General features: G+C 40.4%; 23 protein-coding genes. 21 read left to right on the top strand and 2 right to left on the bottom strand.

Translation table 11 applies throughout. The annotated features are described in order from the left end of the window. The first annotated feature begins 313 nt into the window (after positions 1-313). The 11 genes from rpmH (at position 314) to CSV79_RS11940 (ending at position 10,403) form a co-directional block, all read left to right on the top strand. Positions 314-448 (top strand): 50S ribosomal protein L34, encoded by a 135-nt coding sequence (gene rpmH / locus CSV79_RS11990; RefSeq protein WP_099689296.1) that lies wholly within the window; start codon positions 314-316, stop codon positions 446-448. Between the two features lie 123 nt (positions 449-571). Continuing rightward, positions 572-910, top strand: coding sequence for a ribonuclease P protein component (gene rnpA / locus CSV79_RS11985; protein WP_099689295.1), 339 nt, complete (start codon positions 572-574; stop codon positions 908-910). A 119-nt stretch (positions 911-1,029) separates the two neighbouring features. Then, positions 1,030-1,803 carry a membrane protein insertase YidC gene (gene yidC, locus CSV79_RS11980; RefSeq protein WP_099689294.1) on the top strand — a complete coding sequence of 258 codons (774 nt, stop codon included), beginning with the start codon at positions 1,030-1,032 and terminating at the stop codon, positions 1,801-1,803. Continuing rightward, entirely contained in the window at positions 1,800-2,609 is an 810-nt protein-coding gene (gene jag / locus CSV79_RS11975) for an RNA-binding cell elongation regulator Jag/EloR (protein ID WP_099689293.1), read from the top strand. The genes yidC and jag overlap by 4 nt, the downstream gene beginning before the upstream one ends. 217 nt (positions 2,610-2,826) lie before the next feature. After that, the gene (gene mnmE, locus CSV79_RS11970; RefSeq protein ID WP_099689304.1) at positions 2,827-4,212 is read left to right on the top strand and encodes a tRNA uridine-5-carboxymethylaminomethyl(34) synthesis GTPase MnmE; all 1,386 of its coding nucleotides are present in this window, start codon (positions 2,827-2,829) and stop codon (positions 4,210-4,212) included. A gap of 29 nt (positions 4,213-4,241) precedes the next feature. Then, positions 4,242-6,131: a tRNA uridine-5-carboxymethylaminomethyl(34) synthesis enzyme MnmG gene (gene mnmG, locus CSV79_RS11965; protein ID WP_099689292.1), complete on the top strand. Its 1,890-nt coding sequence runs from the start codon at positions 4,242-4,244 to the stop codon at positions 6,129-6,131. Positions 6,132-6,182: 51 nt separating this feature from the next. Further along, a complete protein-coding gene (gene rsmG, locus CSV79_RS11960; protein ID WP_099689291.1) occupies positions 6,183-6,902 on the top strand; it encodes a 16S rRNA (guanine(527)-N(7))-methyltransferase RsmG in 720 nt (239 codons plus the stop codon). 79 nt (positions 6,903-6,981) lie between these two features. After that, positions 6,982-7,845, top strand: coding sequence for a nucleoid occlusion protein (gene noc, locus CSV79_RS11955; RefSeq protein WP_099689290.1), 864 nt, complete (start codon positions 6,982-6,984; stop codon positions 7,843-7,845). Positions 7,846-8,039: 194 nt separating this feature from the next. Then, a complete protein-coding gene (locus CSV79_RS11950) occupies positions 8,040-8,801 on the top strand; it encodes a ParA family protein (protein WP_099689289.1) in 762 nt (253 codons plus the stop codon). Continuing rightward, positions 8,794-9,630, top strand: a complete 837-nt coding sequence (locus tag CSV79_RS11945; RefSeq protein WP_099689288.1) for a ParB/RepB/Spo0J family partition protein — start codon at positions 8,794-8,796, stop codon at positions 9,628-9,630. The genes CSV79_RS11950 and CSV79_RS11945 overlap by 8 nt, the downstream gene beginning before the upstream one ends. 68 nt (positions 9,631-9,698) lie before the next feature. Then, positions 9,699-10,403, top strand: a complete 705-nt coding sequence (locus tag CSV79_RS11940) for a DUF554 domain-containing protein (protein ID WP_099689287.1) — start codon at positions 9,699-9,701, stop codon at positions 10,401-10,403. Here CSV79_RS11940 and yyaC read toward each other — a convergent pair. Beyond that, positions 10,314-10,955 carry a spore protease YyaC gene (yyaC, locus tag CSV79_RS11935; RefSeq protein WP_099689286.1) on the bottom strand — a complete coding sequence of 214 codons (642 nt, stop codon included), beginning with the start codon at positions 10,953-10,955 and terminating at the stop codon, positions 10,314-10,316. The two genes, CSV79_RS11940 and yyaC, sit on opposite strands and share 90 nt — an antisense overlap. 120 nt (positions 10,956-11,075) lie before the next feature. Here yyaC and CSV79_RS11930 point away from each other — a divergent pair, with 120 nt between their 5' ends. The 3 genes from CSV79_RS11930 to ychF all read left to right on the top strand — a co-directional run bounded on the left by CSV79_RS11930 (position 11,076) and on the right by ychF (position 13,412). Next, positions 11,076-12,032 (top strand): mechanosensitive ion channel family protein, encoded by a 957-nt coding sequence (locus tag CSV79_RS11930; protein ID WP_233201431.1) that lies wholly within the window; start codon positions 11,076-11,078, stop codon positions 12,030-12,032. Beyond that, complete coding sequence (locus tag CSV79_RS11925) at positions 12,013-12,210, top strand: DUF951 domain-containing protein (RefSeq protein ID WP_099689284.1); 198 nt, start codon at positions 12,013-12,015, stop codon at positions 12,208-12,210. Before CSV79_RS11930 ends, CSV79_RS11925 begins: the two co-directional genes overlap by 20 nt. A 101-nt stretch (positions 12,211-12,311) precedes the next feature. Then, positions 12,312-13,412 (top strand): redox-regulated ATPase YchF, encoded by a 1,101-nt coding sequence (gene ychF, locus CSV79_RS11920; RefSeq protein WP_099689283.1) that lies wholly within the window; start codon positions 12,312-12,314, stop codon positions 13,410-13,412. 170 nt (positions 13,413-13,582) lie between these two features. Here the strand turns inward: ychF and CSV79_RS11915 are convergent, their stop codons facing one another. Further along, positions 13,583-14,125, bottom strand: a complete 543-nt coding sequence (locus CSV79_RS11915; RefSeq protein ID WP_099689282.1) for a metalloprotease family protein — start codon at positions 14,123-14,125, stop codon at positions 13,583-13,585. 154 nt (positions 14,126-14,279) lie between these two features. Between CSV79_RS11915 and rpsF the strand changes: the two genes are divergently transcribed. The 7 genes from rpsF (at position 14,280) to dnaB (ending at position 20,461) form a co-directional block, all read left to right on the top strand. After that, positions 14,280-14,567 carry a 30S ribosomal protein S6 gene (rpsF, locus tag CSV79_RS11910; RefSeq protein ID WP_099689281.1) on the top strand — a complete coding sequence of 96 codons (288 nt, stop codon included), beginning with the start codon at positions 14,280-14,282 and terminating at the stop codon, positions 14,565-14,567. A gap of 47 nt (positions 14,568-14,614) precedes the next feature. Beyond that, positions 14,615-15,136 carry a single-stranded DNA-binding protein gene (gene ssb / locus CSV79_RS11905; RefSeq protein ID WP_099689280.1) on the top strand — a complete coding sequence of 174 codons (522 nt, stop codon included), beginning with the start codon at positions 14,615-14,617 and terminating at the stop codon, positions 15,134-15,136. Positions 15,137-15,178: 42 nt separating this feature from the next. Next, on the top strand, positions 15,179-15,418 hold the full coding sequence (gene rpsR / locus CSV79_RS11900) for a 30S ribosomal protein S18 (protein WP_199171918.1): 240 nt from the start codon (positions 15,179-15,181) through the stop codon (positions 15,416-15,418). A gap of 303 nt (positions 15,419-15,721) precedes the next feature. Further along, positions 15,722-16,666 carry a YybS family protein gene (locus CSV79_RS11895; protein ID WP_099689278.1) on the top strand — a complete coding sequence of 315 codons (945 nt, stop codon included), beginning with the start codon at positions 15,722-15,724 and terminating at the stop codon, positions 16,664-16,666. Positions 16,667-16,670: 4 nt separating this feature from the next. Beyond that, the gene (locus tag CSV79_RS11890; protein WP_099689277.1) at positions 16,671-18,644 is read left to right on the top strand and encodes a DHH family phosphoesterase; all 1,974 of its coding nucleotides are present in this window, start codon (positions 16,671-16,673) and stop codon (positions 18,642-18,644) included. Further along, positions 18,644-19,090, top strand: coding sequence for a 50S ribosomal protein L9 (gene rplI, locus CSV79_RS11885; protein WP_099689276.1), 447 nt, complete (start codon positions 18,644-18,646; stop codon positions 19,088-19,090). Before CSV79_RS11890 ends, rplI begins: the two co-directional genes overlap by 1 nt. A 24-nt stretch (positions 19,091-19,114) precedes the next feature. Next, positions 19,115-20,461: a replicative DNA helicase gene (dnaB, locus tag CSV79_RS11880; protein WP_369824956.1), complete on the top strand. Its 1,347-nt coding sequence runs from the start codon at positions 19,115-19,117 to the stop codon at positions 20,459-20,461. Positions 20,462-20,474 lie beyond the last annotated feature (13 nt).

The raw sequence follows: 20,474 nt of genomic DNA, 5'->3' as shown, positions 1-20,474 counted from the left end.
AATGACAAGCAGTCTAATGACTTATTAACAATACCAATAACTGTGCATAAAATGGTTATCCACAACCTTGGATATGTGAAAAACTTGTCGACAATTGCTAGAATAAAAAATCCACAGTTTTAAGCTACCAACATTTCATCCGGAAGTACGACGTGTTCGGGTGTGGATAAGTTTTTAGGTATGAAGCAAAGATCTACGAGATGACTAAAACATGTTCTATAGAAAACCATTGACATTCTTTTACTGGCTAGCTATACTAGTCAAGACTGTCACAGTAGGAAAAGAGACAATCAAGCAGGAGGTGTCTTACGAAATGAAACGTACATTCCAACCAAATAAACGTAAACGCAGTAAAGTCCACGGCTTCCGTCAAAGAATGAGTTCAAAAAACGGCCGTAGAATTTTAGCAGCTCGTCGTCGTAAAGGAAGAAAAATTCTTTCAGCATAAGGCCACTGACTTATCAGTGGTCTTTTTTTGCTATTGAGCGACTTCTTCATGACAAACCCTATTCTAGTAGCTTTCTATTAGGGGATCTACAGGTAGTGGAAGAAAATTAAAGCAGGTGGAACTATGAAAAAAAGCCAGCGAATTAAGAAAAACCAAGAATTTCAAACAGTTTTTAAAAAGGGAAAGTCTTTTGCAAATCGACAGTTTATCGTCTATACCTATAAGAAGGTAGAACAAGAAGAGTTCCGTATAGGGCTATCCGTCAGCAAAAAAGTCGGCAATGCCGTCACGCGTAACAGGATTAAGCGCTATATTCGGCAATCCTTCCTAGAAATGAAAGATGAAATTAAACCAGATTTTGACTATGTTATTATCGCAAGAAATCAAGCTGCCACGCTTGATTTCCATACGGCCAAAAAGAATCTCCAGCACGTTCTAAAGATTGCAAAGGCATTTAAGTAATATCCATATTGCAGAACGACTAAAAATACTTTCTACAATAGATGTAGAACGTTTAGAGTCGTCATGATAAACTGAAAAAAGTTAAGAAACAATTTTTTGATTGTTTGGGGGAAAAAAACGTGAAAAAGAAATTAGTGTTCCTTTCACTGCTCGTCGTGGTTGCTATCTTCATGGCAGGTTGTGCGGATTTTAACAAGCCGATCACAGCGGAGAGCACGGGAATCTGGAACGAATACATCGTATGGCCGCTCGTAACATTAATTATGAAGTTCAAGTCGTGGTTAGGTACATACGGATTGGCAATTATCGTCGTAACAGCAATTATCCGTACAGCGTTACTACCACTATTTGTCCAGCAAACAAAAAGCTCAAAACGTATGCAGGAAATTCAACCACGTCTGAAAGCATTGAAGGAAAAGTACAAATCTAAAGACGCGGTCACGCAGAAGAAGTATCAAGAAGAAATGCAACAAATTATGATCGATGAAAAGATCAATCCAGTTGCAGGATGTTTGCCTGTTATCATCCAAATGCCAATATTTATCGGTTTCTACCATGCAATCAGTCGAATGAATGCAACTCCAACGATTGAATTAGGCAGTTTCCTAGGCATCACTCTTGGCACACCAAGTATTATCTTTGCTATTATCGCAGGACTATTCCAATTGTTAGTTCTTCGTACCGGGCCAGCGATGGATAACCCGCAGATGAAGACAATGATGTACATCATGCCATTCATGATTATGGTATTCGGTTCATTCTTACCTGCAGCACTTGCTTTGTACTGGATTGTAGGAAATATCATTTCACTACTCCAAAACATTGTAATCTACAAGCCGTTTGACAAGCCAAAAGACGTCGAAGTAGGGAAAACAGGAGGGAAAAAGAAATGAAACAAATTACACAAAGGGCTGCAACCGTTGAGCTAGCAATCAAATCGGCTTTACAGAACCTAGGTGTAACAAGAAGTGAAGTAGAAGTAGAAGTTGTAGAAAGTGGTAGAAAAGGGTTTCTTGGGTTCGGTGCAAAAGAAGCGGTAGTAAATATTACTGTTAATGAAAAGTCTATACAACCAGCACCTACCAAAGTTGCAGAACTAGCTGTTGACGCAACGAAAAAAGTACCGCCCGTTATCACAGCCGGAGAAAATATAGAGGACTCCAATCCTGATCCACTGCCAACTGATTTGGAAAATTCGCAAGACTATGCAGCTGAAAATGTTTTAAAAGACAAAGCGTATAATGAATTAGAAGCGATTGAAGAAACAAAAGCTTTTATAGTCGATATGGCAAAAGAAATGGGCATCGCTGATTTAGTCGTTACCTATGAAACGAAAGGGAAGTATATCAACTTCCAGTTAGAAAGCGAAAAGGCTGCTTTCTTAATAGGAAAACGAGGACAAACGTTAAATGCCATTCAGCAATTAGCACAGCTTGTAGCCAATAAGGTCACAAAACAGTTTAAAATTGTACGTATTGATGTCGCAGATTATCGTGAACGTCGTGAGCAGTCACTTGAACAGCTGGCAGATCGCATGGCAGATCGTGCAATCCGTACAAAACGTCAAGTTGCATTAGAACCTATGCCATCGTATGAAAGAAAAGTCATTCATAATGCTTTATCTCGTAGATTGGATGTTGAAACCTTCTCAGAAGGAAAAGATCCATATCGTCATATTGTCATTAAAGGATTTGAATAATTTAACCCCACGGAAGCTTGACTCCGCGGGGTTTTTTGTCGGTTTATAGTACATCATGAAGTATCATATACCGGATTCAATCTTTCTTAAAAATATCCACATATTTTCAATTCACACGCTAGGAGAATGCAGTGATTTATGATAGTATTGATTGTTAGAAAGTTGTGTCCGCAAAAGATATTCACATGTGGATAAAGAAGCTGGGAAGGTGAAAAACTTGCATTTTGATACGATAGCCGCGATTTCAACTCCGATGGGAGAGGGAGCAATCGCCATCGTTCGAATCAGCGGTGAGTATGCATGGGAGATTGCAGATCGTATATTCCAATCGCCAGCAGCTAAGCCGTTGTGTGAACAACCCTCTCATACAATTCATTATGGACATTTACATGATCCTGCTACTGCTGAAGTAGTGGAAGAGGTTATGGTTTCCATTATGAAAGGACCAAAGACATTTACGCGGGAAGATATAGTGGAGATCAATTGCCACGGAGGAATTACTTCGGTTAATAGAGTGTTAGAACTTGTATTGACGGAAGGTGCACGATTGGCGGAACCGGGTGAGTTTACAAAACGGGCATTTCTCAATGGTCGAATTGACTTATCACAAGCCGAAGCAGTGATGGATTTAATTAGAGCAAAAACCGATAAAGCAATGAGTGTAGCACTTAACCAAATGGAGGGTAAGCTATCCCATTTAATCGGCGATTTACGTACAGCACTTCTTGAAACGCTTGCGCAGGTGGAAGTGAATATTGACTATCCGGAATACGATGATGTAGAAGAAGTAACCATTCCCTTAATGGTTGAAAAAGGAGAATGGGTACGCGATGAAATTGATCAGTTATTACGCACTTCTTCACAAGGTAAAATTTTACGTGAAGGGCTGTCTACTGTTATCGTTGGTCGTCCGAACGTTGGAAAGTCATCACTATTGAATAGTTTAGTTCAAGAAAATAAGGCCATTGTGACTGACATTGCAGGTACTACCCGTGATATTATAGAGGAGTATGTCAATGTAAGGGGAGTCCCTTTGCGTCTTGTCGATACGGCTGGAATTCGTGAAACAGAAGATATTGTTGAGCGGATTGGTGTAGAACGTTCAAGACAAGTATTGAAGGAAGCAGATTTGATTTTATTGATGGTCAATAGTTCTGAACCACTAACTGATGAAGATGAACGTTTATTTGAAGCTGTTGCTGGAATGGACATGCTAGTCATCGTTAATAAGACAGATTTGCCGGCGAAGATTGATTTAGAGCACGTTTATGAAATGGCGGGAAAAGATCGAGTCATTACAACTTCTATTTTACAAGAGCAAGGCATTGCGGAATTGGAAGAAGCTATTGCTTCACTGTTCTTTGAAGGGTCACTCGAGTCAGGGGACCTATCGTATGTTTCCAATGCCCGACATATTGCTTTATTGAAACAAGCACGCCATACGATTGAAGATGCTGTGCAAGCAGCAAAAGCAGGTGTACCGATTGATATGATTCAAATAGACGTTACACGTACATGGGAAATCCTCGGAGAAATCATTGGGGATACCGTTCAAGATAGTTTACTTAATGAGTTGTTTTCAAAGTTCTGCCTCGGAAAATAATAATTTTATGATAGGAAGGATGAACGAACATGCCACAATTTGAAGCAGGCACGTTCGATTGTATAGTCATCGGAGCTGGACATGCGGGTGCAGAAGCAGCGTATGCAGCTGCGAAGATGGGTGCATCGACTGTAGTGCTAACGATGAATCTAGATATGATCGCTTTCATGCCATGTAATCCATCCCTAGGAGGTCCTGCAAAAGGGATTGTCGTTCGTGAAATTGACGCACTAGGTGGAGTAATGGCTAAGGTAATTGATAAGACGCATATTCAAATGCGTATGCTAAATACAGGGAAAGGTCCTGCTGTCCGCGCATTGCGTGCACAGGCCGATAAAGTCTTGTATCAGCAAGAAATGAAAAGAATCCTCGAAGAACAACCTAATCTGACGCTTCGCCAAGCAGTTGTGGAGCGTTTGATTGTAGAAGATGGTGAAGTAAAAGGTGTCGTCACACAAATTGGAGCGATCTTCCGTGCGAAGACTGTCATCATTACGACAGGAACATTTTTACGCGGTGAAGTTATTATTGGAGACTTAAAGTATTCAAGTGGTCCGAATAACCAAATGCCATCCATCAAGCTTGCAGATCATTTGAAAGAATTAGGTTTACAGACTGTTCGATTCAAAACGGGGACACCTCCACGAATTAACAGCAATACAATTGACTATAGTAAAACAGAGATTCAACCAGGTGATGATGTTCCACGTTCATTCAGCTATGAAACGACGGAGTTCATTATGGATCAACTTCCGTGCTGGTTAACATACACAACACCTGAAACACATGAAATCATCAATGAAAACCTTCATCTGTCTCCAATGTATTCGGGCATGATCAAAGGGAAGGGACCAAGCTATTGCCCATCCATTGAAGATAAAATCGTTCGTTTTGCAGATAAGTCACGTCACCAAATCTTTTTAGAACCAGAAGGTCGTAATACGCGTGAGGTTTATGTACAAGGTTTATCGACAAGTCTTCCAGAACATGTACAACATCGCCTAATTGCGAGCGTACCAGGTCTTGAGAAGGCTGAAATGATGCGTGCAGGCTATGCAATTGAATATGATTCCGTGATTGCCACACAACTATGGCCAACATTGGAAACAAAAAAGATTAAGAACTTGTATACTGCTGGTCAAATTAATGGAACGTCTGGCTATGAAGAAGCCGCAGCTCAAGGATTGATGGCAGGTATTAACGCGGCTTGTAACGTTCTTGGAAAAGACGAAGTGGTATTAGATCGAAGTGAAGCATATATCGGTGTTCTTGTGGATGATTTAGTTACTAAAGGAACTAGCGAGCCGTATCGTCTTTTGACTTCAAGAGCAGAATATCGTTTATTACTGCGTCATGATAATGCGGATATGCGTCTAACAGAGATCGGTTATCAAAATGGCATGATTAGTGAAGAACGTTATGAGAGTTTTGTAGCGAAGAAGGCGCAAATCGATGCTGAAATCGAACATTTGCGTAAGGTATCTGTTAAACCTACAGAAGAAATTCAGGCAATTATTGCAGAAGCAGGTGGAACCGCGCTACGTGAGCCGATGAAAGCAGCAGACTTATTGAAACGTCCTGAAATGAAATACAGTGAACTGTGCACTGTTGTTCCACCTCTAGAAGAGATTACTGACGAAGTGGCAGAACAAGTAGAAATATTCATCAAGTATGAGGGATATATCGAAAAGGCAATGCAACAAGTTGAACGAATGAAGAAGATGGAAAATAAGCGGATTCCGGAAAACATCGATTATGATGCGATTTCAGGTATTGCAAAAGAGGCAAAGGCGAATTTAAAAGCTGTGCAACCATTGTCTATTGCGCAAGCATCCCGCATTTCTGGTGTGAATCCTTCAGATATTGCAATCTTGCTCGTCTATATCGAGCAAGGAAAAATTGCAAAAGTTTCTGGTTAAGAATATGACTGGCGCTTAGAGGCGTCAGTCTTTTTGAAAAGGAATGAGAATATGACGGAAGAACAGTTTTATGAAGCGTTACGACAAAAAGGCATCGAGTTATCTGATGTGCAAAAGCAACAGTTTAAACGCTATTTTGAAGTGCTCGTAGAGTGGAATGAAAAAATGAATTTAACAGCAATTACGGATGCACCTTCTGTATATCTAAAGCATTTCTATGATTCCATCACTAGTTCATTCTATGTGGATTTATCAACAATTGAATCTATTTGTGATGTAGGTGCAGGTGCAGGTTTTCCAAGTATTCCATTGAAGATTTGCTATCCGCATCTTCAAGTAACAATCGTGGATTCATTGAATAAACGTATCAATTTCCTGAATCACTTGGCAGGTGAATTGAAGTTAGAAAACGTAGCATTTGTTCATGCGAGAGCGGAAGAGTTTGGGCGCAATCCAAAGTATCGTGAACAATTTGATTTAGTAACTGCTCGTGCAGTAGCACGTTTATCAGTATTATCCGAGTTATGCTTACCAATTGCTAAAACAGGTGGCCTCTTCGTCTCAATGAAAGGTGCTGCTGCTACCGAAGAACTGCAAGATGCAGCGAAAGCCGTCAAATTACTGGGTGCTGTATTGCAAGAAGAATATGAGTTTTTATTGCCCGAGGAAAATAGTGAACGGCATATATTCATATTTAAAAAGAATAAACAAACACCTAAGAAATATCCTCGAAAACCAGGAGTGCCAAATAAGACGCCTATTACAGGTTAAGTGCGTAAAGATGTTTCACGTGGAACAGTGAGAGAGAGAAGTTGTTAAAGGGACTAGTTTCGAAAAGGTGGTGCAGGGGTTGAAAAATACTTTATCGCGCTTTTTTGGTGGGGGAGAGAAGATGGACTTGGTAGAGGAAGTGGTAGTTCAACAACTTGAAAAAGTAGATCAAGTTGCGATTGATTCAATTGTGCCGAATCAGTTCCAACCACGGACAATATTTAGTGAAGAAAAGATTGAAGAACTCGCTAGAACAATCCATACGCATGGTGTAATTCAACCAATTGTGATTCGTAAGATGGATGATGGACAATATGAAATCATTGCAGGGGAACGAAGATATCGTGCTATGCGCAAGCTTGGTTGGACGGAAGTACCAGCAATTGTACGTAATTTAAGTGATAAAGAAACAGCTTCCGTAGCATTGATTGAAAACTTACAACGCGAAGAACTTACTGCGATTGAAGAAGCATATGCCTACGAAAATCTATTAAAACTTCATGAACTGACACAAGAAGCCCTAGCACAAAGACTAGGCAAAGGTCAGTCTACAATTGCGAATAAGATGCGATTATTAAAATTGCCTAAAGAAGTACAAGACGCAATCCTGAAACAAGAAATTTCTGAAAGACATGCACGAGCTCTATTACCGTTGAAAGAAACAACGCTACAGATCGAAGTAATGGAAGAAGCAAAAGCAAATCAATATAACGTCAAGGAACTTGAAAGTCGAATTAAAGAAATCATGAATCCAAGTGAAAAAGCACAACCAGAAAAAAAACGAGCATCCCGTCAAAAGTCTGTTAGTAGAGATGTGAGAATTGCAGTAAATACATTAAGAGAGTCACTAACTTTGATGACTAAGAGTGGGATTGAAGTAGAATCGCAAGAAGTAGACTCTGAAGACTGCTATACAATCACGGTTAAAATACTTAAAAAATGACATAAAAAAACTCTTGCTGTCCGACTAGCAAGAGTTTTCTTATATATCAATAGAGTTCGTCCTGTGAAGATGATAAAATGGTAGTGACTTAAAGAACGATAAGTGAAATATTTGGTGTCTAAAGAAGGTATAATTAAGCCAAGGCACATAATAGGTAACTAATAATTGAAACTTGAGAGAAAGCGGGTGCGAGAGTGGGTAAGATTATTGCCATAGCAAATCAAAAAGGAGGAGTCGGCAAAACAACGACTTCTGTAAACTTAAGCGCATGCCTTGCCCATATAGGCAAAAAAGTGCTCTTGATCGACTCTGATCCACAAGGGAATGCAACAAGTGGAGTAGGTGTCAACAAAGGAGATGTACACGACTGCATCTACAATATGCTCATCGATGACGTACCAGTACAAGATGTTATCTTACATACGGACATTGAGAACTTAGACATCATTCCTGCTACAATTTCATTGGCGGGAGCTGAAATTGAACTAGTCTCTACAATCTCTCGTGAAGTACGAATGAAACATGCAATTCAAGATGTTAGAGGTCAATATGATTACGTCATTATCGACTGTCCACCGTCACTTGGATTATTGACATTAAATGCATTGACGGCTTCTGACTCAATTATTATTCCAGTGCAGTGTGAATACTACGCATTGGAAGGACTCAGTCAGTTGCTTAGTACCATTCGTCTCGTTCAAAAGCACTTAAATGAGTCATTATACATTGACGGTGTCTTATTGACGATGTTTGATGCGCGTACCAATCTAGGTATTCAAGTGATTGAAGAGGTTAAGAAGTATTTCCAAGACAAAGTATATAAAACAATTATTCCACGAAACGTCAGATTAAGTGAAGCACCCAGTCATGGAAAGCCGATTATTTTGTATGATTCCAGATCCAAAGGTGCGGAAGTCTATTTAGAGTTGGCAAAGGAAGTGGCGGAAAATGAGTAAAGGTCTAGGTAAAGGGCTAAACGCATTGTTTCCTCGGGAGTCATTGGAAAAAGTAGAGTTGCTGCGATTAAAAAGCATTCAAGCAAACCCGTATCAACCACGTACAATATTTGATGATGCATCACTAATCGAGTTAAGCGAATCAATTAAAGAACATGGCGTACTACAACCGATTATCGTAAGAAGCGTAGGCACCGGGTATGAAATTGTTGTAGGTGAAAGACGATACCGCGCTTCAGAGTTGGCAGGTAAAAAAGATATTCCGGCAGTCGTTCGAGAGTTAACAGATGAACAATCCATGGAAATGGCCATTTTAGAAAATCTACAACGCGAAGATTTAACGCCAATAGAGGTAGCAGAGGCTTATCAGCGACTGATGGAAAGTTTGCAATTAACACAAGAACAATTAGCATTTCGATTAGGTAAAAGTAGACCACATATTGCCAATCACATTCGATTGTTGGCATTGCCTGAGCAAGTACTAAGAGATATTTCCCGAGGAATTTTATCAATGGGACATGGCCGTACATTATTGGGGTTAAAAAATAAGGAACAGATCGTGGCTATTGCTGAAAAAACTAAGAGTGAACATTTGAATGTACGTCAATTAGAAAAGCTGGTACAGCAATTAAATGAGGATGTTCCACGTGAAACAAAGAAAACAAAGAAAAAGGATTTGTTTCTTGCAGAACAAGAATCTACATTACGAGAACAATTCGGAACAAAAGTCACGATTAAAAAGATGAAGAATAAAGGGAAGATTGAAATTGAATTTTTATCGGATGAAGATTTTGAGCGTATCCTTGAAATTTTAAGTGATGAACGATAAAACACATACCTATTTTGCTTATAAAGCAGAATAGGTTTTATTCTTGAATAGAACATGGACGTGGCTACATGATATTGTTAGGTTCGCTTTTTAATGTATTGACAATTATCATCGGTACATTAATTGGCCGATTTTTACACGGTATACCTGAACGAATGAAAGAAACAATTATGTATGGTATTGGTCTGGCAGTTGTAGCTATTGGTTTACAGATGACATTCCAAACAACTCAAATTGTTATTGTGATCATAAGCATTGTCATTGGAGCGATCATAGGTGAATGGATTGACTTGGATCAAAAAGTGAACCTTTTAGGTCAATGGATAGAAAAGAAGTTGCCCGCAAGAAAGGGAAGCCCGGGAATTGCTCAAGGATTCGTGACAGCTACACTGATATTTTGCGTAGGTTCCATGGCAATCATTGGTGCAATCGACAGCGGGCTTAGAAATGACCATAATGTATTGGTGATGAAAGGAATAGTAGATGGTTTCACTTCTATTATTCTAAGTTCCACTTTAGGGATTGGCGTGGTTTTCTCCGCAATACCTTTACTCATTTACCAAGGGAGTATTACAATCCTAGCCACATTGATAAGTCGTTTTGTTCCGGACGAGTTGCTACAGTTCTTTATTTCTGAAATGACGGCAACGGGTGGATTAATGATTGTGGCAATTGGTTTGAATTTAATCGGTTTGACGAAAATCAGGATAGCGAACTTTATTCCAGGGATCGGCGTAGTGGCTATAATTGTCACGATTGTTTACACTTTCTGATTTTTGACGATGGTGCGCAAGTTGTAAAGCACGTCCAATCATTCTGCTCATTTCAAAGGGTAGATGTAATCGAGTGCTTTGCAAGACGGCTTGTTCCATAAAACCTGCAATATTAACGATGCCTTTAATAGACACATCACCAACAGGGGGTAGTTCTTTTCCAACAGCCTTCCCTGGCAAGATTGGACCGTCTTGGAACAGTAGCTGCCCGACTGCGTCCCTTTTACTAAGGCAGGCGTCTATGGCTACAGTAAAAGCGTCAGGATAAAGCGTTTTGGTATGTTCTATCCGCTGTTGTAGATTAAGCGCGTGTAAAGGATCTTCAAGTGTACCGATGACTGGATAAGGGAATAGACTAAGCTCAGATAGATATGAGCCGGTAAGTGGGCCAAGGGAATCCCCGGTTGAACGATCTGTACCTATGCAGTAGAAAACGATTGGTTGCTGCTTAAAAGGGATATGTTCAACGAAATAAGAACTTAATTTCCAAACAACCCCGGTTTCTTTATAGGAAATACGGTAATGATAAGAAGAAGTTTCAGCAATATACATATGGAAACACCATTCCTTTATGAATTCTATACGCTGTCTTACTAAAGTAAGCCTACGTACGTATTGCTGTGCAGTATGGCCAGGGGTGTAAAGGTTTATACGAGAGGAGGATTTCTTTCAATGACAGTGTCTACAAAAGCAGACGTGAAAGAAAACCTAGAAACTGTGGAAGAAACGATTAAACAGGCAGTAGAAGAAACGGCTAAACATGCGAATAATACATTGTTCGATTCTACATTTTGGTTTGAAACTGGAATTTTTACGTTGCGAATCTTTTTAATCATTGTCGTGGCTAGTATTTTGGTGAAAGTGGGTCATGTATTCATTCGACGTTTTTTCACTATTAAACTAAAAAGTCCAATGCGCAAGACGGAAAGACGAGAAAATACCATTATCAAGTTGCTTGAAAATGCATTGACGTATGTAGTATATTTTTCTGCTATATTGGCTATTTTGTCGGAGTTTAAAATTGATGTGAAAGGAATTTTAGCTGGTGCGGGGGTTCTTGGTCTAGCAGTTGGATTTGGTGCACAGAGTTTAGTAAAAGACATCATCTCGGGGTTTTTCATTATTTTTGAAGATCAATTTGGGGTGGGGGATTATGTCCGAATCAATGCAGCTGAAGGAACGGTAACGGAAATTGGATTACGAACAACAAAAATCGCATTATTCGGGGGTGAACTGTATATCGTACCTAATGGACAAATTGGCGAGGTAATCAATTTTTCCGTGAATAATTCTAAACTCATATTGGATCTTGACTTGTCTTATGAAACGGATATTGATCATGCAGCAGAATTAATTAGTGGATTTTTGAATAACCTACCAAAGGATCGTTATGCAGAAGTGATTGGTATTCCGGAAGTGATAGGTGTTCAAAGACTTGACGCCTCTAGTGTTGTGCTACGTATTATAGCGGTAACAGAACCAGTTGCAAACTTTGGAGCAGGACGAAAATTACGTCAAGACTTGAAGAGGTTTATGGATGAGAATGGGATTGAGCTACCATACCCGAAAATGGTGCTATATCAGGAAAAGATGAAAGGAGATTCACAAGATGGCGGAGAAAGTGTTTGATTTGCATGACGTTGTAGAGATGAAAAAACCACATCCTTGTGGAACAAATGCATGGAAAATCATACGTATGGGTGCCGACATTCGTATCAAGTGTGAAGGTTGTGGGCATAGCGTCATGATTCCGCGTAATGAATTTGCGAAGAAGATGAAAAAGGTTCTGCTGAAGAACGAGTCTTGAGAACACATAGACATTCATAGGGATTGTCCTTATAATGAAATGGTTGACTAACGAATAATAAAGTTTTTAGATATTAGATAGATGAGAAGGGTGTGGGAAGAATGGCGTTAACGGCAGGAATTGTAGGTCTTCCGAATGTAGGAAAATCAACATTATTTAATGCAATTACAAAAGCAGGAGCAGAGGCGGCAAACTATCCGTTCTGTACAATTGATCCAAACGTGGGGATTGTTGAAGTACCAGATGAACGTTTAGATAAACTGACAGAACTTGTCACGCCAAAGAAGACGGTACCGACGGCATTTGAATTTACAGATATTGCAGGGATTGTAGAAGGCGCGAGTAAAGGTGAAGGTCTTGGAAACAAGTTCCTTTCGCATATTCGTGACGTGGATGCAATTTGCCAAGTGGTCCGTTGTTTTGAAGATGAGAATATTACGCACGTGGCGGGAAAAGTAGATCCACTTTATGATATTGATATCATAAACTTGGAATTGATTTTGGCTGATATGGAAAGTGTGGATAAGCGTTTAGCACGTGTCTCTAAAATGGCCAAACAAAAAGAAAAAGATGCAATGATTGAAGAACCTGTGTTATTGAAGTTGCGAGATGGCTTTGAAAAAGAAATGGCGGCTCGTGCAATTGATTTGACGGATGATGAATTCCAAGTAATCAAAGGTATGAATTTATTGACGATCAAGCCGATGTTATATGTGGCTAACGTTTCAGAAGATGAAATCGTAGATGCGGACAATAACCCATATGTTCAGCAAGTACGTGACTTCGCTGCGAAAGATAATGCAGAAGTCATCGTTGTTTGTGCGAAGATTGAAGAAGAAATGGCAGAGCTTGAAGACGATGAGAAAGAAATGTTCCTTGAAGAATTAGGCATAAAAGAATCGGGTCTAGATCAGTTGATCAAAGCAACGTACAAATTGCTTGGATACGCTACATACTTCACGGCAGGCGTACAAGAAGTTCGTGCATGGACGTTCCGTCTAGGGATGAAAGCTCCGCAATGTGCGGGTGTAATTCATACAGACTTCGAGCGCGGATTCATTCGTGCAGAAACAGTAGCGTATGATGATTTAGTTGAGCACGGTTCAATGACGGCAGCAAAAGAAGCCGGTAAAGTTCGTTTGGAAGGTAAAGAGTATATCGTTAAAGACGGTGACGTTATGCTGTTCCGTTTTAACGTATAATAAAAAAGCTGTTTCTCCTGTAATAAAAGGAGAAACAGCTTTTTGCATTATATAAAGGTATGGAGTGGAAAGGTTACCATTTCACTGCGTTCCGTGCGTACGCGTTAGGAGCACATCTTTGCCGTAAATCCAGAACCACTTACTAAGTACTCTTTTAAATCCAGCATTTTTCATTTAGCCGGATAAATATACAACTTCGGCAATTCTGGATCATCCTTCACCATGGCATTGTCGGGAAACTTCTTCAATTCTTTATACATCGCAAAGTCACCAGCCGCCCCGCCAATGAGCATAGCGCTTAGCGTCAGCAACACGCCATCGCCAATGTAAAGAGCAATGACAGCCGGTAACACACCTGTCATCCAAAACGGCAACAGTAGAGCTTTACGGATGCCTTTGTTATCCATCAGCCGATCCGCTGTGGCATAAGCGACACCCATTTTCAAATTGACGCCGTAGTCCATGTTCTTCCACGGTATATTGCAGAAAATACGGAAGCCGAGCAGATGGAAAAACTCATGTATAACAATCAAAAGAATATAACCAATAATGAAGTACAGGAAATACCATAATGAAAAAGACAGGAATAATCCACCTTCCAAAAAGAAACGAATCAATAAAAGTCCAATGAGCGGAAGAAAAGTCAGCCAAATACTTTGCTTCGCGAGCTTTTGTAGTTCCAACTCTACAATGACAGGATCTTGTTGTTCCATACGAAATCACTCCTTAACATATTCAGTATAGTATATTAAGGGTTGATATTAAAGTGAAGCTATGGTAATATCAACTGATGTGAGTAATATCTAAATTACTTACTCCTTGCCCGCTTGAAAAAGCAGGGCCAAGTCCATAAGGAGGTGACTATTGATGAGAAAGTACGAGATTATGTACATTATGCGCCCAACTCTTGAAGATGACGCGAAAAAAGCGTTGATTGAACGTTTTGATAACGTCTTAACTTCAAACGGAGCGGAAATCATCGAGTCGAAAGAGTGGGGCAAGCGTCGTCTTGCATACGAAATCGACGATCTACGTGAAGGTTACTACCAATTAGTAACTGCAAACGCTGGTAACGAAGCAATCGATGAATTTACACGTCTAGCGAACATCAACGAAGGTATTCTTCGTCATATGACAGTTCGTGTGGATGCGTAAGCTGATATAAATAATTTATTCCAATGATGAGGGAGGTTTGATTCTGAATGATAAACCGTGTCGTTTTAGTTGGTCGATTAACGAAAGATCCTGAGCTAAAGTATACACAAACTGGTATTGCTGTGACTCGATTTACACTGGCAGTGAACCGTGCGTTCTCTAACCAGTCAGGAGAGCGAGAAGCAGATTTTATTAGCTGTGTGGCTTGGCGTAAACAGGCTGAAAATATCGCGAATTACTTACGAAAAGGAAGTCTTGCCGGAGTAGATGGCCGTATACAGACGGGCAGCTTTGAAGGACAAGATGGTAAGCGCGTTTACACGACAGAAGTTGTTGCGGACAGTACCCAATTCCTAGAACCGCGTGGAGCTAATACAGAACGGTCGCAAGCACCGTCTTATGGCGGTGGAGCACCTTCGTATAATGCACCTATGCAAGACCAAGGACAAGGATACAACAACCAGCAATCCTACCAACCGAGTCAGCAAAATATGACGCGTGTTGACAATGATCCATTCCAACCAGGCGGCGGTCCAATCGAAGTAACTGATGATGACTTGCCATTCTGATAGAACGTTTCACTTAATACGCAAATAGGAAGGAGGACAACAATTATGGCACCACGTCGTGGAGGTCGCAGACGCCGTAAAGTTTGCTATTTCACTTCTAACAACATTACAAACATTGACTATAAAGATGTTGACTTGTTGAAGAAGTTTATCTCTGAGCGAGGAAAAATGTTGCCTCGTCGAGTTACTGGTACGAGCGCTAAATACCAACGTAAATTGACGATTGCAATTAAACGTGCACGCATCATGGCACTTCTTCCGTTCGTTTCAGAAGAGCGGTAATATACAAACCACCACTGACTGAATTATTCAGTCAGTGGTGGTTTTTTATTTAACTATTTAATGAAGTTAGGGGAATAGTAAGCAGAGATGTATCGTGGAAGTTTGAAATTACTCTTCATCGTTATACCTACCATATAACTGGAAGACAACACGGCACAGCCTTTTGATTTCAGATCGAATCATGATACAATTAGAAGGATGAATGTAAAATAATTATAATCAGTGTTCATACAAATTTGTTCACTTACGCAATTAATGGTAAGCAGAAACAAAAAGCTGTGAATGAATTGAGGCGTGAATGATATGCAAGATCAAACTAGAAGAATTACGTATGGTGCGATGATGGTAGCACTCTTCGCCATACTACTAGCATTTACATTGTATGTGCCATTACTCGGGATGCTGACATTGTTGCTAATCCCACTGCCTGTGACGTTATACCGTTTACGCTATGATCGACTATCAACGTTGCTCGTAGCTGCATGTACGTGGCTTATTACCTTGCTGATTGGTGGACTATTATCTATTCCTTCTGCAATTGTTTTAAGTATGGTCGGATTCGTTATCGGAGACGCTGTTCGAACTGGCAAGTCAAAGCTTTATGTATTCATGGCAACTGGTCTAACACTTCTTATATCTTTAAGTGCGCTGTATGTTGGATCTGTTTGGTTTTTCAAAATCAATCCAATCGATCAACTACTGCAACAATTTGAGACAATACAAAAAGAAGCACTTGTCATTTTAAGTGGAATGGGTAATTCAACAAAAGATGTAGAACGGATGGTTGCAGAAGCATTTACGTATTACCAAACCATTGTCCCATCTCTGTTTATTTTGTCAGTTTTTATCTCAGCTTATTTTTTTATTATGCCCATTATGGCAGTGGCTGCGCGTTTACGTTTTAAGGTCCCTAAGTTTGCATCCTTCTTAACTATGCGTCTGCCGTTTGTGACGGTTGTTGTTTATCTGGCACTATTATTGATTTCTATACTGTCGCAGCCAGAACAAGGAACGACATTTTATCTAATGGAAGCGAATGCTATACTTATCTTTCGATTCTTATTCTTTTTACAAGGTCTGGCATTGATTTACTATGCATTGCGAAAGATGAAGCAACCTGTCATTATCAACGTACTTGCTACATTATTCGCAATGTTCCTCAGTCCATTCACCGTAATGCTCGGTGTGTTAGATATCGCAATTAATATTCGCGCATGGATAGATAAAGACAGAGAGGAGAGAAGTTAAGACATTGAATTTATTTTATAAAAAACGAGCAATACGAATTCCACTAGCTGTCTTGTCTTTCCTAGGAGCTATAGGTGCAGTGTTACTAATGCTATTCCAATTCTGGGCTGGACTATTTTTTGCAGTCCTCTATGCTATAGCTTTGGCAATAGCCTGGAAGACAGAGAATGAAGGCTATCTGGAAACTGAAAAATATATTGAAACTTTATCGTATCGAATGAAAAAAGTCGGTGAAGAAGCGTTATTGGAATTGCCCATAGGAATTATCTTGCTTAATGATAAGCAATTAATTGAGTGGGTGAATCCGTTCATCTCTACTATTTATCCTGATAAGTCATGGGTGGGAGCCACACTCTATGAAGTGAATGAAGATTTCCGCCAAGTCATGAAAGAGGATACAGAGCGGGATGTCATCACACTGAATAATCGCTCATATAAAGTGTATTATAAGCCGGAAGAAAAATTACTCTATTTATTTGACGTAACAGAGCGTATGAAGATTCAATCCCTTTACTATGCAGATCGGACTACGATCGGGATTTTGCTTGTCGATAACTACGATGAGTTAACTCAGACGATGGATGACCAAACAAGAAGTCAGATGAACTCGCTTGTCACATCACTGATCAATGAATGGGCAGATGAAAATGGTATTTTCGTAAAGCGTATTTCATCTGAACGGTTTTTGGCAGTATTCAATGAAGGTACGTTAGAACAATTGGAGAAGACAAAATTTGCCCTATTGGATACAATTCGTGAAAATACATCGAAGAATACAGCACCACTTACACTCAGTATTGGTGTAGGAACGGGTACGACATCACTGACAGAACTAGGTGAATTAGCGCAGTCGAGTCTAGACTTAGTATTAGGTCGCGGTGGTGACCAAGTGGCTATTAAACATCATGATGGTAAGCTGAAGTTTTACGGCGGTAAAACGAACCCTGTAGAGAAGCGTACAAGAGTACGTGCGCGTGTCATCTCGCATGCGTTGCGTGACTTAATTCAAGACAGTGATCGCGTGTTTGTTATGGGGCATAAGATGCCTGATATGGACGCAATTGGTGCATCTATCGGTGTTCGTAAAATGGCCCGCATGAACGGTGTTGAAGGGTATGTCGTCGTTAATTTTGAAGAGCTAGATGCGAGTGTAAACCGATTGATGGATGAAGTTGAGAAAGATGAAGACTTATTCAATCATATGCTTATGCCCGATGAAGCATTGGAATTGATGACGGAGCGTTCACTTGTCGTCATTGTCGATACACATAAACCGAGCATGGTCATTGATGAGCGTGTCCTAGACAAAGCACAGAAGGTTGTTTTGATCGACCATCACCGTCGCGGGGAAGAGTTCATCAACAACACCGTACTCGTCTACATGGAGCCATACGCGTCCTCTACGGCGGAACTTGTCACGGAGTTGCTAGAGTATCAGCCAAAGAATGAAAAGTTAACGATGCTAGAATCAACGGCAATGCTTGCGGGTATTGTTGTCGATACGAAAAGCTTTACGTTGCGTACAGGTGCACGTACCTTTGAAGCTGCTTCCTATTTACGGACAAATGCAGCAGATACCGTACTTGTACAGCGTTTGTTAAAGGAAGATATTACGACATATATCGAGCGTTCTAAATTAATTGAAACGGTAGAATTGGTCGGATCTGGTGAAATAGCGATTGCTAAGGGACATGATGATATCATCCACAGCCCCGTGCTCATCGCGCAAACGGCGGATATACTTCTAACGATGCAAGGCATTTCTGCATCATTTGTCATAGCCAAGCGTGCGGATGGAAGGATTGGAATTAGCACCCGTTCTTTAGGTGATTTAAATGTCCAAGTCATCATGGAAGATTTGGGAGGTGGCGGTCATTTGACGAATGCTGCCTGCCAATTGGAAGTAGAGACAATAGAAGAAGCTGTGAGTAAGTTAAAAGATACAATCAATCAATACGTCGAGAGGGGAAATGAATGATGAAAGTTATTTTTTTGAAGGATGTTAAAGGAAAAGGTAAAAAAGGTGAAGTGAAAGAAGTATCGACTGGTTACGCACAAAACTATTTATTGAAAAATAATGTAGCAATTGAAGCTACAGCGAGCAATCTTAGCCAACTAGAAGGACAAAAAAATCGCCAAAAGAAAGACGCGGCAGCTGAATTAGCGGAAGCGAAGGAATTGAAGGAAACAATCGAGAAGTTAACGGTCGAACTTCAAGCGAAGTCTGGTGAAGGTGGTCGTTTATTCGGCTCTATCACATCGAAACAAATCGGACAAGCACTTGAAAAACAACATAAAATAAAAGTGGATCGCAGAAAAATGGAATTGCCTGACGCAATCCGTGCACTTGGTTTCACAAATGTTCCGATTAAATTACACCCTGATGTAGCTGCAACGCTTAAAGTGCATGTTACAGAAGAATGATAAGGAGATAATAGCTTGAACCAGATGATCGAGCGTACGCCTCCTCATAACAATGAAGCAGAACAGTCGGTCATCGGCGCTGTATTTTTAGAACCGCAAGCATTAATAACCGCATCGGAAATTTTAATGCCTGAAGATTTTTATCGAGTAGCGCATAAGAAGATTTTCGAGACGATGCTTGTGTTAAGTGATAAAGGACAGCCAATCGATCTCGTTACGCTCACTGAAGAGTTAAAGGTGAAAAATGAGTTAGAAGATATCGGAGGCATATCGTATCTAACAGAGCTTGCGAATGCTGTGCCGACTGCTGCGAATATTGTCTATTATGCCAATATCGTAGAAGAGAAGTCGTTACTACGTAAGTTAATCCGCGTAGCAACCGGCATTGTCGAAGATGGTTATACACGGGAAGATGAGGTCGAAGCTTTACTAGGCGAAGCTGAGAAAAAGATGATGGAAGTGTCCAGTCGAAAAAATGCTGGAGACTTCCGTCATATCAAAGATGTTTTAGTAGAGACCTATGACAATATCGAGTTACTGCATACTCGTAAAGGAGACGTTACAGGTATTCCTACAGGATTCCGTGATTTAGATAAAATTACGGCAGGCTTTCAACGCAATGACTTGATTATTGTGGCGGCACGTCCATCCGTTGGTAAGACGGCTTTCGCTTTGAACGTAGCGCAAAATGTTGCGACAAAAACAGACGAGAATGTCGCGATCTTTAGTCTAGAGATGGGTGCTGAACAGTTAGTCATGCGTATGCTTTGTGCGGAAGGTAATATTGATGCGCAAGTGCTTCGTACGGGGAATCTAGAAGCTGACGATTGGCGTAAACTTACGATGGCCATGGGTTCACTATCCAACGCAGGCATTTTTATCGATGACAGTCCAGGTATCCGCATCAATGAAATCCGTTCTAAATGCAGACGTTTGCAGCAAGAACATGGATTGGGCATGATTATGATCGATTACTTACAATTGATCATGGGAAGCGGCCGCGGCAGTGATAATCGGCAGCAAGAAGTATCCGAAATCTCACGTTCGTTGAAAGCATTGGCACGTGAATTGAAAGTCCCTGTCATTGCCCTTTCCCAGCTATCACGGGGAGTAGAGCAACGACAAGATAAACGACCGATGATGTCTGACTTACGTGAGTCAGGAAGTATTGAGCAAGATGCTGATATCGTGTCGTTTTTATATCGTGAAGACTATTACGATAAGGAAACTGAAATGCAGAACATGATTGAAATCATCATCGCCAAGCAACGTAACGGCCCGACCGGTACAGTAACATTGGCATTTGCGAAAGAATACAATAAGTTTCTTAATATTGACTGGAGCCAGCACGAAGGCCCTCCACCTAACTAATAGTACAACACTT

It is taken from the genome of Sporosarcina sp. P13, assembly GCF_002743055.1.
In the GTDB taxonomy this organism is placed as follows: domain Bacteria; phylum Bacillota; class Bacilli; order Bacillales_A; family Planococcaceae; genus Sporosarcina.
The sequence above is the reverse complement of the archived record's forward strand: the minus strand, read 5'-3'. Positions and strand labels throughout refer to the sequence as shown.